Below are 13786 nucleotides of genomic sequence, written 5' to 3'. Positions count from 1 at the left end.
ATTATGTTCATAAGAGCTTCTAGGATGGCTTGTGGAGCGATGATTGAGGGGAGCGTGGGCTTCTAATCCATAGAATAAATCGTCATTTTTCAGCTTTCATTTTCTTTACCTCATCCACTTCCCATACTTTTTCTCCACGCCTTATTATTTTAAGTACATTAGTCCCATCAACTTCTTTGTACAAAAAATATCCAATGAAGCTGTTTTTATATTTGAAGGTAGTAGGTTGCCCACTTATAATATACAATCTTCTTTCCCCATAACTTGTGCCTATAAATAAGGATATTAATGATTCCAAATGAGTATCCCTCTTGCCGATAGCTATAGTTGCTTTGTGTAAATCATTTAACGTATATTCAGCAACATTATGTTTGTTTACTAGAGGTGCTAAGTCCTTGGAAAAACTAGCTATAACATCCTCAATAACCTTTTGTTTAAAATTAGGGTCTTTCACATCGAAACCTAAGTCTACATCAGGTAGATAATTCGTTTCCTTTTTTTCTTGTGGTTCAGCATAGACAATTACATTACTTGCCGTTGTAGCCATAATCAATGACAGTATGAATATGATAAAGGTTTTTCTCATGTAATCACCTCAAAGTTATACTTTCCAACAGAGGGGAAAAACATGAACAAAAGCATCATCATCATCGATGGTAAAAGGGTGTAGGGTGGTTTACATCATTTAGATGTTATTTTTTGCGAATATGCCCATAGCGCTTCCGCAGACAGACCATGAGCATTTTTTGAAGCGATAGCGATAAAGAATGGAATCCCATTATATGGTATAATTGAGAAAAGAAAACTATAAATTATTAAGTAATGAAGTGTGTATTTAGAAAGTGAGGTTGAGAATGAATTTTTCTAAATGCTTGACTTTCTTGATATTATTTAGTCTGGTTATGCTTTGTGGAGCATGTAAGAGTAGTAGTGACACTATAGTATTCTCGGAGATTAATAAGGCTTTGGCAAATAATTTGCAACAACTCAACAAAGAGGCAGGTATCATTCAGTCTGGTATTTCAAGCGACCCCCAAAAAAAGGTATTCAAAATAGGGATAGCAATTGACAGAAATATATTAACAAACGAGCGACTAAAACAGGTTATTGATACTTATCTTGAAAGTTCCATAGCATCAACTTCTGAACAAGATTGGAAGAAATTGATGTTACCATATACTTTGAAGATTGAAGAGATGGAAAACGGGAAAACGGATTTCCTTTTAGCTGAAAAGCAGTCTGGCAAGACTGTACTCATTTGGAGAGAATAATGAAAGAACGATTTTATTGGGGTAATGGCTGGGGTAATATACCATCCTATATCAATTAAATGGAATATTGTATCAATTGTAGCTACTAGGGGGTTAAGGTATGAGTAAAGTGAAAAAAATCATTATCATAAGCGTTTGGGTTTTTTCACTAGGACTTATTGCTACTCCCTTTTTATATGTAGCAATAAATAAAATGCTTTATGATTACAGAGTAACAAACTACCTTATAGAAGAAAAAGGGTATAGAACGGAGGAAATAAAGTCTGTTAAGGGAGTGTGGGGAATAAAACTACCACCTTTTTATGCTGTAGTTGTATTTAAAGATGAACCATTTGTTGAATATGTGTATTTTGCACATAGACCTAATCACATATTGCAATTTAGTTATAGAATTACGGATGTAGAACAACAAAAAGCCAAGTCTGATTTGAAGCATTTAGTTCCTATTGAGTAATAATCCATTCTGTTTTCGTACACTGTTAATTATATAACCACCTCCAATATAATTTGGTTAATTCTTTCACATCTTTATCAACATTTTTAAGGAAACAAGAGCCTACAATCAATGCACGATTTTATTGAAGTAGCGGGCAGGATAAAGCAATGAATGTTAGCACATAAGGGGGATAATCTTGAAACGATTGTTGGTCATTTTGTGTTGTTTTGTTTTCCTCTTAGCTTGTAATTCTGAAAGTGTAGCCACAAAACAAAAAGAATTTACAAGTGAAGAATTGCGAGTAATTCAGGAAAAGTTAAGAAATTACTGGGATGAATTAGGGCGAACATATTCCATTAGGATAATGTCTGTTGGTACAACGCAAGAACATCTTGAAGTAGAGTTTAGAAAGTTTGGTGAATTTGAAAAGAATCTGTCTGGGGAAGAAATAAATTCAATTAAAAAATCACTGTTTAAATTTGTTGGTCAGGAGTTTCCCTTGAAACTTGAAGTTATTCAATGTTGTAGACATGAAGCCAATATTATAGGCGAAATCATCAAAACTGATAAGGTCAATAAAAAAGTTCTTATTGAAAATCACGAAAAGAAGGTAGGGAATAGTGATAATCCAGATGCGACTTGGGTCACTTTAACTGAAGATGGAAAAATAGTGGTAAAGGATAGTAAACAGTTACAGGTATTTAGCGACTTATCCATTGGTCAACAGGTTAAGGCATGGTCAGTGGGTATTACCTTTCTAAGTTACCCTGGTCAAGCTTCAGTGGTAAAAATTGAAATACAATCAAATAAGTAAATAAAACATGGATTTCATGAGAGGTTCAGGTTTTGAAGGAGGTTTAATTTGAGTACCATTTGGCATGAATCAAACTGTAAACAAGACACCATGATTTTTGATACTCTTTGGGAGGCAGAAGAATGGGGGGCATTCTATAAGCAATGACATAAATATGGGTGCGTTTGATGGATATACAACTCCTGACGAGAAAGTCGCATATGTGTTGGCTTTTTACTTAGCTAACATAGACCGATTCCATGCTCATGCTGACAAAGTTTGGTCTGAAGGCAAATTTATATATAAGGTGTGGGTCACTCGTGGAACTTGAAATCAGGGTTCATATAAAAGAGAAGTTCCATTTACATAGTCGCGGTGCAACACCATCAAGCATCATTATTTGATGGTGCTTTTTTATGCCCATCATACTCGCCACAGCTTCATTACAGGAGCTTGGTCGTAGACTAGGAAATAAGTATTAGACTGGTCGGGTCATTAAGCTAACGGGCAGTATAGTTTAATAAAGTATGTTCAATTATGATTGAATACACCCATTTTCACAAGAACAAATGTACGATAAAATTTTCTTGCACCTATTTTAAGTTTCAACAATCTGAATAGATGGAGGAATTTAATGAGTCATTCAACTGAATTAAGAAGGGAGATTTTCTATGGAAACTTCAAGTCGATTAACAATCTCATTTAATACTTCTTATCCAGAACATTATTTTGAAGAAAGAATCGCACAACCTGTTCACAAAAAATTTCCATGGGTAAAATTAATCTATAAGAATGAAGAACCATTTTTCAACAACAACATTGAGAGGTGGCGTTCAACCGATACTTCACCAGATATCTTGCTGATGTCTAGTCCAACATTTGTGATACCGAATTTTATTCAGAATAACTTCCAATACGATTTAAATGATTTGAATAGTCAGAATCAATGTGATTTAAGTCAATTTGATCCAGGAAGTTTGGAGCAAATTCTTTGTTTCGGAAAGAGAGGACATGTTTATGCATTACCATATGACCGAACTGAACATCCTCTATTTTATAATAAGCAAATTTTTGATAAATTCGGAGTTTCTTACCCGCAAGACGGAATGAATTGGGAAGAAACCATTGAAATAGCCAAAAAAGTAACTGGAGAAATTGACGGTATTTTTTACAGGGGGTTGGATATAGCTGACTTTGCTCTGCTACTTTATCAATTATCATTGACTTATCTTGATCCTGTAACGGATTACGCGATAGTAAATAATGAACATTGGAAATTGGTTGCGGAAACCATGAAGGACATTTATACGATTCAAGGGAACCTTCCCGATCCTAAACAATTATTTAGGTTCAATGGCGGTTTTATTAGAGATAAGAATGTTGCAATGGCAGTGATATGTGCGAATTGCTTGACTGAACCCGAGATAGATTGGGATATCGTGACATATCCGACATTCAAGCAATTTCCAATGATCAAACCAACAGCACCCAATAGTAACTTTTTAATAATAAGCCCTTTTAGCAAAAATAAACAAAAAGCGTTTGAAATCATATCTTATTTGGTTTCGCAGGAGCACCAGTTGTATAACTCCAAACATGGCAATGTTTCCTCATTAAAAAATAGTGTTATTAATGAAGCGTATGCTTCTGAACTACCTCATTTTAAAGACAAAAATATTAAAGCATTGTTTATAAATAAAAGTGCTAAACCTGTTATCGATAAAAGTATCTTCGAATATGAGGTGATTGGCTTTGTAAAGGATGCGTTTAGAAAAATGATATTGGAGAATAGAGATGTAAGTACCACACTTCAAGAACTTGAATTAATCATAAATAATGCTGTTGTAAAATTAAAAGATAAATTACATGCCTAAAGAATCACGGTCATTAAACTAACGCAGAACTATAGGTTAATAACAACATGAAAAGGCAGCCTGTCCAGGTGGATTGGTTGCCTTTTCTCAAGTAACGGGCAGTAGAGCGTGGTTGATACTGCCAGTAGTTTTGTGATACATATAAGCAGGTACTAGAAGAAAATAGTACTAATTAATTAACCCCAAATACTCCATGAGGTACTCCACGATCTAAAAATGCTTGTGCATGGCTTTCTCCCTTGGATACATCCAAACCAATGACTGGATTCATGACATCACTCCCTGAGTATTTTCACCGGCAACCCCTAACCTTCTTGTCTTCCACACTATCGCATGTAATACGGGATCCATGTCCCAACCAGCCTAACCATGGTTGAACAAGTAGGGGGGATGAACTGAATAGCTCTCGGGATCCAAGTCCCACGGCAGATACGTTCGATCCCCGGCTACCGCTATCTTACAGCCTCAAAAAAATGAGGTCGACCAAAAATATCTGGTGACCTCATAATACGATTGTCAGATTAGCATAATCGATGTCGTCTAATGACCTTTATTGAAACGTGAAATCAATTGCATGATCTATATAGGTTGGACCGTTCTCCACAACCTCATTCAAGCTCGGAACGGCCCTTATCGAAACATCCAAGCGGGCGATCACGCAATAGATCGGCTTATTGTATGCAACTGACTCCAGCCTTAGTTATAGCTACAGGCTATAGCAGGATATAGGAATTAGAAGTTACCTGTTAGCCGATCGGCAATGCTATAATTACTATACGCTAAACAAGTAAAGGAGTTATTAGCTCATGCCGACTGGATGTCGCAGGTGGTTGCTGTCATAACTGCCTAATAGGTTAGGTGTAGTACTGACTGTTCTGGAGGTTGAAGAGTATATGTTATTAGAAAAAATATTAAGTAAAGAGGCTGGGATTTTAACATATGGTATAACGCCGCCTAAGGTAGCTAATACCCCAGAAAAGATAGCAGAGATTTCACAGAAGCAAGTTGAAAGAATAAATGGTCTCGAAATAGATGCATTAATTCTATATGATGTTCAGGAAGAAGCTGAACGAGTTGAACAACAAAGACCATTTCCGTATTTGCCAACTATTGACCCTGCAACATATAGTGATGAATATTTAAACCAATTGAAAGTTCCTAAAATTATATATCGTTGCGTGGGTAAATATAGTGAAGAAAAGTTCGTGAATTGGGTAAAGGCTGATGTAGAACGAGAAAGATATTCAGTATACGTAGGTGCTTCTTCAAGTAAGCAGGCGGTTAACTTAGATCTTTCAGAGGCTTCTAAATTAAGCAAGAGATTAAACAGCAAATTAACTTTTGGGGGAGTTATCATACCTGAAAGACATATGAAAAAGAGTGATGAGCACATACGAGTTAGAAACAAGATCGAAAACGGATGTGCCTTTTTCGTTTCACAGGCAACATATAATGTAGAGGCATCGAAAAATTTCTTATCGGATTACTTTTATTACTGTACAAATAACGGATTAGAGATGGTACCCATTTTATTCAATCTAGCACCCTGTGGCTCTGAAAAAACTTTGGAATTCATGAAATGGTTAGGGATTAGTATACCAACATGGTTAGAAAATGACTTAAAATACTCAAATGATGTACTGGAAAAATCAATAAGATTGTCTCAAACAATTTTTGAAGATATATTAGATTTCGCACTGGAAAAAGGAATCCCTGTTGGATGTAGTGTTGAAAGTGTCTCAACAAGGAAATTAGAAATAGAGGCATCAGTACAACTGGTTAGAGATATAAAATCCATGTTAGATAAGAAGCTGAAAAGAACCGTAATAAATTCACGATAAACGGATCAAACGTTGTGCTAACGGGGAACGATAGCTGAATAAACACGAAGAAACGGCAGCCTGATTCATGGCTGCCGTTTTCTGAACAGCGCTCGCGCGGCATGTATGGGTCGGGCAAATTACGCTAATGTTGGCTCCTAATTATAGTGGGCTTGAAAAAAATTGTGATATGATATCCCTAGAGCTTTAGATAGTTTGAGGGAGGTACCATGAAACTTTGGACAATTCAGACTTATAAAGCTTGGGAAGAAGCCGTGGCCACCGGTTATTTGGTCGGAAACACTAATTTTATCTGGGAAGAGTTTATTCATCCGTACCATTGGATGATGGATCAAATGAGAAAGAGGTTACCCAATTATAAAGGTGAATACCCGGTTTGGTTGTGGACAAATAGACCGGACTTAAGATACATGAGGCACATCAACAGGGGGAAGAAAGCAGTTTTACTTGAAGCAGATTTGAATACGGAAGATATCCTGTTCTCCGATTTCCAAGCCTGGCACCTTGTATTATCTAATGAATTCTTAACCATAACTGAAGAAGAAGACCTATTAATCGAATCAGGGCACATAATCATGAGTAAAGAAAAAAGTTGGGAAAGAATCTTTAATTATAAGGAACTTCGTCAGTACGAGTATTGGAAGGGTTCAGAGGACTTGCAGGCAGTAACGGGAGTTGTACCATTATTCAGACTCAAACATATCAAGACATTTATAGGGCGTTGAAAAGAAATTGAACGATAGCTGACTAAAGACATAAAGGCAGCCAGCCAGTTCATACGGTCGGCTGCCGTTTGTCGTTGAAGTACGGGCAGTAATGCTAAGCAATATATGTTAAAATATGTGCGTACGTTTGTGAACAAAAGGAGCTATAAATAATGTTAAAATTTACGTCAATTGGCTTGTTACTAATGATTATGTATTTATTAGCCGTTTGGTTTTTGAACCGAAAAAGAGCTATTTTAAAAGGAAAACTAGCATTAAACTTGTTATTTTTTGTTTACATATTGGCAGTCGTTGCGGTAACGTTATTTCCGATTCCAATCGATAATAGGTTTATCGAGCATGTAATAATAAAAGGACTTCATCAAACTAATAACTTTATACCATTTAAAACTATAACAGATGTACTCCATAACCGTTATTACATGGTCGCACTTAAAAATATCGGAGGAAATATTCTTTTGTTGATGCCATTAGGCTTGTTTATACCTTTGATATGGGGGGGGATTTATTGGAAGAGAGCTGTATTTGTAGGATTTACGAGTTCATTTATTATTGAACTAACTCAAGCAATTATTTCATTGTTTGTTGGTTTTACGTACCGAAGTTCTGATGTGGATGACATAATACTTAATACAATTGGGCTTTCAATTGGATATGCGTGTTCGAGTTTCCTAATTAAGTTGTTTCAAACAGCAAAAAATAGTAATAAAGCAACGAATACAACAAGATATTAATTAAATCCGATTGTTACACTAACGCAGAACTTTAAAGATTTTACACAACAAGGTGGTGTTACATATTAGACATAACTAATATGTAACACCACCTTGTTTTTAATGAATTTATTAAACTTAGGTAGGTCTTGATAGCCCATGGCGGCTCTTCTTTTTCATCGATGTTATGGTGTTATCGGACAGTATTTATGTTGTGTTAAATTGGAACCTGGAAGCTCTTTGTTTTGTCTATTTAATAGAGGTGATAATTTTTGGTTAATGAGTATCTGCAATATTTGTCTCAAATGGATATTTTTACATTGGATGATCTTATGAAACAGTACGGACAGGATGTGTGGAATTATGCATATTTTTTAGTCAAAAACTATGAAATGGCGGATGACATCACACAGGATGTATTCCTGAACGTTTACCGTAATATCACTTCATACCGGGGCGAAGCGACCGTCAAGACATGGTTGCTGAAAATTACGCGCAACATTAGTTACAACTATCTAAATACAGCGTTTTTCCGTAAAGTCACGCTGTTTGGTTTCATTGGGAGGAAAGATGTTCAGCCGTCAGCGGAACATACCTTTCTAGATCATGAAATCGCAAATGGAATTTGGGAAATGGTATTGAATCTGCCGGCTAAATTCCGGGAAGTATTGATTTTGGATGCTAAGTACGAACTCAGCGTGATGGAGATCGCCAAACTGCTGGGCGTGTCGGAAGGAACTATCAAATCACGATTATTCCGGGCACGTGCGAAATTGTCAGTCATGCTTAAAGAGGAGGAGATCGCAAGTGCGAGAGTCTAAACCGGATTGGTATAAAATGTTGCAGGGCGAACCTTTTAAAAAGCGTACCTTCACAGACGACTTAGCGACGAGCATCAAACATAAGGCAGTTTCAACGGAATCGAAGCGATCGGTTGCGCGTTGGCTCTACTGGCTTGGCAGTTGTGCATTGTTCGCAGGATTGATTATTTTCTCTATTCAGAAAGGCATTATATTACCGGATACCTATCATCAAACTTCAACTAATCATAATGAGAACATCCCGAATTATGAAACCATTCAAGTCCGAATGTTGAACGCAATCGATAACTACAAAGACATCAAGGGTACATACAAAATAGGCAATCAAAGGGTTGAATTTGAAGTCGCCGAAGGCGATTCTCCGGGTAGTTACACCAAGATAACTGAAAACACCGGACAAGTTGTTGAGATCATTTCCGATGGAGTCAATGTCCTTAATTTAAATCATCAGTCCAAGACATTTCGAAAACTTGTGAACCCAACTCCAGAGCCAGTGAAAGGACCCCGTATTTATAGAAACGAAAATGGGACCACGAGTTACATTCACCGACCTGACCCTGCTAGTGCAGCATCAGCTTGGGTTACCTTCCCTGAAAACTATGCATTTATGCTGACGGATGGAAAAATTGTCAGGCAGGAAAAATATTTGGAACGGGATGCTACAATCATCGAGGGCAATCCAAACGAAGATCTCCCCAAAAATTTTGGTGCTAACCAATTTAAAATATGGGTGGACTCAGAGACGGGGATATTGTTAAAAGTAATTGGGACCAATGAGAAAAATGAAGTGGTTCATAGCTTGGAGGTGACTTCCATACAGATTAATAAAGGCATCGATCGGAGTAAATTCTCAACGGATGTGCCGTCTGGATGGAAACCCGAAAGCGGGTGAAACCGTTAAAGCGGAGATGATTGGGAAGCAAATCGGCAAGGTGATGCGGATCGGTGATTGGTCCATCAAGCAAGAAGGAGACACAATAAAAAAAATCTTTTGATTCCGGGTTAATTATCGGCTTGTCCCTAATCACTTGGATAACCTTCTTTTCAGGAAGCCAAGCATAATATTATTTTCGATTTGAAAAATAAACCTTTAGTTTATATTTACCATACTCACAACCGCGAATCTTTCGTGCCTGAACTACAAATAACATGACCAGAAATTGTACCAACATAAAGTTGAAAGAATTACTGATAACGAAGCTATCTTCGTCAATGGTGGGGTAATAGAATTAGTGCCAAGAACACGAACTATCCTAAAAATAAAACGGACAGACATACGGTTCTGCCTTAGATGCTACTTCTCCAGAAATGGAACCTGAATTAATCAGTGCTATAGGTGTGAATGGCACAAAAGGCTATTTGCTGAAAAAAGACATAGACGGCGAGCTACCAAAATCACCAGAGGAAGCCATTTCGATACAGAACAGTAAATCGCCAGGTGTGCGTGATATTCCGCTGTATGACGTTGATGGTGAAACCGTAATTGGTGTGTTTCATGGTGGAGGAAAGTAACAAGAAAGCATGTTTATGTGTTACGCTAACGGAAACTATAGCTCAATAGACTTCTCAGCTCCCTCAGAGAACGTTAGTTGAATAAAAATAGCTGATTCGCCACCATTGAGGTGGTTTTTATTTTGGTTAAAAATCAACAACACATGATCCATTAACTTCCATTTACATTTATTTTGAATTTAACACATAATTAAAAATATCTAATTTTAGTTTTCAGAAGAAAAAGGTGGCAACATACGTGCAAAAACAGAAAAACCTAGCAGGAATCAGAGGCTGGCTTCTATTCTATGCGAGTTACTCAATTGTTGGAGTTTCGATCAATCCATATTACATATTCAAGATGATAAAAGAGGTACTAGAATGGGACCTTGAAAGTGTGTATGCTATTGGTTCTTATATTTTACTTGAAGTTCTTTTTATCATTTCTCTTTTTAATTTATTAAAGAAGAACAAGAATGGACCATTGATTACAATCATAACTGAATTAGTAGCGATATTATTTGAAATAATTGATTTCTTTCTCTCAGATAGAACACTATATGATGTTCTTGATTCAGCTCTTATAATTATTGTGGGAATGATATGGATTTTATATTTTAGATATTCGAAACGTGTAAATGCAACTTTTTGAATGTATCTCAAGAAGGCATTGGCATCAGATACCGTCGTTCAACTAACGGAGAACTATACTTAAAAAGGGATCTCGGCAACCGCTCAAGCGGTGATCCCTTAGATGTTACGAAATTGCGTGAGCTGGATCGTGTGGTGGACGGTTTAAAGGATCGTTTTGGAAACACAGCAATCATTCGTGCTTCGAGTCTCATGAAGGCAGGACTAGCAACGGACAGGGCTGGTAAAATTGGGGGGCATTTTAGATGAGCAAAAAACTAGAAATGAACGGTCTATGGGAATCAAGTCGGATGATGCTGCCTCAACATAAAGATTCCGCAATTAGAGGTCAGAAAGAAAAGCAATACATTCAGAGACAAGCACTCGATGAGCAAGAGATTCATTTCATTTCTGCTACGCTTAGCCAATCCCAAATTTACAAAAGAACTGTTCAAATCATGATATATGACAAATACCAGCTACGAACTGTTTCGGGTGTAGTGACACGCAGCAAGCAAGGAGAATTTCGTTTGGACACCATTGATCCGTTCAGCGCGGGTAGAGGATTGGGATTGGATCAGATTTCAAGATGTACTGAAGGCGGAGTTAAGTAAAGAATTTACAGAAGATGGGATGACTGATATGTAGAGGCGCACGGAGAGAATTCAATACCACCTAAGTGTACTTTTACAATGAGTGATTTATGTAATGTTTTAGGGGGACTATTAAAAATCGAGGAGAACGTACGATAAACTCTGAGTAATAATCTGTAACCTAATTTTATATTTATCGGTTTATTATGCGGAGTAAGAATGTTTCAAAAGGCTAAGTCATGTTATCTAACAATGACTTAGCCTGTTTTTGTGACAAGAAGTGAGGGAAATGAATACGAAGGTGTTAGAATGCGATACTAAAAATTTACTCACTTATTCTCAATAGAGTTGAAAATCTCTTGTGTTACTTTATGTATCATCTTTACATCTTTAACACTTTTAGTTTTTAAATAATTATGATGAATCTCAAGAACAGCTTCTAATTCAATTTCATCGGAGTTGAGACTAAGTTCTCGATAATCAAATAAATCCCCGGGTCTAATTTCTAAAGCATTCATGATCTTCTCTAGGGACTCGAGAGAAATATTTCTAACCCCTCTTTCAACGTCTCCTAAATATGTGTATTTTATTTGGGCCTTTTCACTTAGTTCTTCTTGGGTAAGTCCTTTGTTTTTACGGAGCTCTTTTATTTGTTTACCAACTAATTGTTTTAAATACGACATCGAACCACCTCATTACAAGAGTAGGCAAGAACTAAATGTTAATAAACCCCATTATAAGTGGTATACATTGAAAATATACCTTATAAGTGGTATATTGTTTTTGAGATGCTAATAAGTTAATTGGGGTGATGTCCAAGTATGAATAATGGGGAAATAACAGTAAGACTACTTTCCCAAATAAAAATGATACCAGAAGGCCAATGTATTATGCCCCAAAGTCTTTATGATTATGGTTGGTTATCATGCCTTCCACTAGTTAACATAATAACACTTCCACAAATTAGCAACTGCATAGCTTTAGAATTCTCTAAAGAACGGATTATCGACTATTTAATTAGAAATAATGATAAAGAGGTATTTTGGAAATTACGTGATGCTGAGCCCGTATTTAACTCAGTTTATGAAAAGAGCGAGTATAATCTTTATTATGCTCGAGAAGTGAACGTAAGGTATAGGTTAGAAAAAAACGGTTTTTATTATCCAAGAAGTATGCAAGATGTCATTCAGTTATTTATCGATTTAGGTTTTGTAATTGAAGTGTTAGAGAATGAAAATGAACTGAAATTAGACCTAATAATTCGACCTTTTCCTAATATTGAAAATGTATTGAAATTTATTTAAAAATCCTTGTACCAAATCACAGAGGAGAATACATCTTATGAATAATATACTTCCAAGTCCAATTGTGATTGAAAATGTAATTCAATGCAAAATGCGAGGTAAAGTAGCATATCAAAGTAATGTCTCAGCAACAATTGCATTAAATGCAACCTTTGTTAAACCATATAATGATCCTTCTGGAAAGGGTTATCAAAGACCAGTCAATCCAAAACGATGCAATGATTTCGCAGTGTACCTTTCTAAAGGACAAGATGCACTGTTTACCCCTATTTTATTGAATGCAGGATCATTGTGGGAATTTACTTCTTACGATAAGCAAAGACCTCAATACGGAAGATTGATTTGTAAAGGTAAAGCTTCCCTTATGGACGGACAACATCGTCTTGGAGGGATTAAAAGATACATCCAAGAAACTAACTCTGAAATTATTGTTCCATTTCTGGCCTTTCATTGCCTGGACGAAGATGAAGAAATTCAATTATTTGATACAATCAATACCAAAGCAAGAGGAATTGGTTCTTCATTAAGCAAATTTCTTAGGAGGGATTCCGATGATATTAGTTGGATTGCAACTGAATTATTGGTGAATTCTGAAAGTCCCTTTTATAATATCGGCAGTATTGTAGGGTTAAGAAATAAGGGTCGTCATATTACATTGCAAAACTTATATAGAACACTGCACTTACTTATAAAAGATCCATTGCTTTTGTCCTATTCGAAGGAAGAAAAATTGAATATGGCTCTAACATACTACAATGCATTAAAGGAAATGTTCCCACATCAATGGCTTGATTATAGCGATTACCGTATTACACACATCGTATGTCTTGATGCTTTATCCATCACTGGTTCTACAATATTAGCAAAATGCACCACGGAGGGTAAAAAACAATTCGATTATGCGGGGATTAATAGAGGGGTAAAAAAGCTAAGTGGTATTGATTGGTCAGTCCAAGGCCCATTAAAATATATAAAAGGGTTAAATGGTTCTAAATCTCTTGCTAATGATCTAAAAGAACTCATTAGTTGATGGAAAAGGTAAATTAAAAAATATAAGAGGTAGAGGCAATCTCGACTGAGATTGCCTATTTTACTTGAAGTAATAAATGTATTTGCAACATTGAGAAAGGAAGTACTTTATGGGGAGGTTAAAAGAATAGTTAGGAAGTGAGACCAATTATTCTTTAGCAATTAACCATTTGATATCAAAATTCTAAATGAATGATAAATGAGTATTTATTCTATAAAAAACTCGTAAAACTAAAATTTTTAATATTCTCAAGGTGGAAAATAA

17 protein-coding genes and 1 pseudogene are annotated in these 13786 nt (G+C 36.1%); 16 read left to right on the top strand and 2 right to left on the bottom strand.

What is annotated here, in order from left to right; translation table 11 throughout:
• Positions 1 to 82 precede the first annotated feature (82 nt).
• Positions 83 to 586: a hypothetical protein gene (locus QFZ81_RS19050; RefSeq protein WP_307604083.1), complete on the bottom strand. Its 504-nt coding sequence runs from the start codon at positions 584 to 586 to the stop codon at positions 83 to 85.
• 268 nt (positions 587 to 854) lie between these two features.
• On the opposite strand from QFZ81_RS19050, the gene QFZ81_RS19045 reads away from it, so the two are divergent.
• The 14 genes and pseudogenes from QFZ81_RS19045 (at position 855) to QFZ81_RS18985 (ending at position 11209) form a co-directional block, all read left to right on the top strand.
• On the top strand, positions 855 to 1271 hold the full coding sequence (locus QFZ81_RS19045; protein ID WP_307604081.1) for a hypothetical protein: 417 nt from the start codon (positions 855 to 857) through the stop codon (positions 1269 to 1271).
• Positions 1272 to 1371: 100 nt separating this feature from the next.
• The gene (locus tag QFZ81_RS19040; protein WP_307604079.1) at positions 1372 to 1725 is read left to right on the top strand and encodes a DUF3139 domain-containing protein; all 354 of its coding nucleotides are present in this window, start codon (positions 1372 to 1374) and stop codon (positions 1723 to 1725) included.
• Positions 1726 to 1903: 178 nt separating this feature from the next.
• Positions 1904 to 2521, top strand: coding sequence for a DUF3221 domain-containing protein (locus QFZ81_RS19035; RefSeq protein ID WP_307604077.1), 618 nt, complete (start codon positions 1904 to 1906; stop codon positions 2519 to 2521).
• A gap of 650 nt (positions 2522 to 3171) precedes the next feature.
• On the top strand, positions 3172 to 4374 hold the full coding sequence (locus tag QFZ81_RS19030; protein ID WP_307604075.1) for an ABC transporter substrate-binding protein: 1203 nt from the start codon (positions 3172 to 3174) through the stop codon (positions 4372 to 4374).
• 893 nt (positions 4375 to 5267) lie between these two features.
• The gene (locus QFZ81_RS19025) at positions 5268 to 6215 is read left to right on the top strand and encodes a methylenetetrahydrofolate reductase (protein WP_307604073.1); all 948 of its coding nucleotides are present in this window, start codon (positions 5268 to 5270) and stop codon (positions 6213 to 6215) included.
• A 209-nt stretch (positions 6216 to 6424) separates the two neighbouring features.
• Complete coding sequence (locus tag QFZ81_RS19020) at positions 6425 to 6940, top strand: DUF3841 domain-containing protein (RefSeq protein WP_307604071.1); 516 nt, start codon at positions 6425 to 6427, stop codon at positions 6938 to 6940.
• Between the two features lie 152 nt (positions 6941 to 7092).
• On the top strand, positions 7093 to 7674 hold the full coding sequence (locus tag QFZ81_RS19015; protein WP_307560336.1) for a VanZ family protein: 582 nt from the start codon (positions 7093 to 7095) through the stop codon (positions 7672 to 7674).
• 284 nt (positions 7675 to 7958) lie between these two features.
• On the top strand, positions 7959 to 8474 hold the full coding sequence (locus QFZ81_RS19010) for an RNA polymerase sigma factor (RefSeq protein ID WP_307606961.1): 516 nt from the start codon (positions 7959 to 7961) through the stop codon (positions 8472 to 8474).
• A complete protein-coding gene (locus tag QFZ81_RS19005; protein ID WP_307604069.1) occupies positions 8461 to 9366 on the top strand; it encodes a sigma-E factor regulatory protein RseB domain-containing protein in 906 nt (301 codons plus the stop codon). The genes QFZ81_RS19010 and QFZ81_RS19005 overlap by 14 nt, the downstream gene beginning before the upstream one ends.
• A gap of 183 nt (positions 9367 to 9549) precedes the next feature.
• Positions 9550 to 9627: a stage II sporulation protein P gene (locus QFZ81_RS37425; RefSeq protein WP_373460414.1), complete on the top strand. Its 78-nt coding sequence runs from the start codon at positions 9550 to 9552 to the stop codon at positions 9625 to 9627.
• A gap of 155 nt (positions 9628 to 9782) precedes the next feature.
• Positions 9783 to 9986: a hypothetical protein gene (locus QFZ81_RS19000; RefSeq protein ID WP_307604067.1), complete on the top strand. Its 204-nt coding sequence runs from the start codon at positions 9783 to 9785 to the stop codon at positions 9984 to 9986.
• A 238-nt stretch (positions 9987 to 10224) separates the two neighbouring features.
• On the top strand, positions 10225 to 10617 hold the full coding sequence (locus QFZ81_RS18995) for a DUF2569 family protein (RefSeq protein ID WP_307604065.1): 393 nt from the start codon (positions 10225 to 10227) through the stop codon (positions 10615 to 10617).
• A gap of 128 nt (positions 10618 to 10745) precedes the next feature.
• Positions 10746 to 10865: pseudogene (locus QFZ81_RS18990) on the top strand (hypothetical protein); the annotation flags it as partial.
• Positions 10862 to 11209, top strand: a complete 348-nt coding sequence (locus QFZ81_RS18985) for a YolD-like family protein (RefSeq protein ID WP_307604063.1) — start codon at positions 10862 to 10864, stop codon at positions 11207 to 11209. The pseudogene QFZ81_RS18990 and the gene QFZ81_RS18985, both read left to right, overlap by 4 nt.
• Before the next feature lie 308 nt (positions 11210 to 11517).
• Here QFZ81_RS18985 and QFZ81_RS18980 read toward each other — a convergent pair whose 3' ends face one another.
• Positions 11518 to 11871, bottom strand: coding sequence for a helix-turn-helix domain-containing protein (locus QFZ81_RS18980; protein WP_307604061.1), 354 nt, complete (start codon positions 11869 to 11871; stop codon positions 11518 to 11520).
• Between the two features lie 138 nt (positions 11872 to 12009).
• Between QFZ81_RS18980 and QFZ81_RS18975 the strand changes: the two genes are divergently transcribed.
• Complete coding sequence (locus QFZ81_RS18975) at positions 12010 to 12492, top strand: DUF6042 family protein (protein ID WP_307604059.1); 483 nt, start codon at positions 12010 to 12012, stop codon at positions 12490 to 12492.
• Between the two features lie 37 nt (positions 12493 to 12529).
• Positions 12530 to 13522, top strand: a complete 993-nt coding sequence (locus QFZ81_RS18970; RefSeq protein WP_307604058.1) for a DGQHR domain-containing protein — start codon at positions 12530 to 12532, stop codon at positions 13520 to 13522.
• Positions 13523 to 13786 lie beyond the last annotated feature (264 nt).

Origin of the sequence: Paenibacillus sp. V4I9, from assembly GCF_030817295.1 — a bacterium.
Taxonomy (GTDB): Bacteria; Bacillota; Bacilli; order Paenibacillales; family NBRC-103111; genus Paenibacillus_E.
Note: the sequence above shows the minus strand (reverse complement) of the source record. Positions and strands in the feature narration are given on the sequence as shown.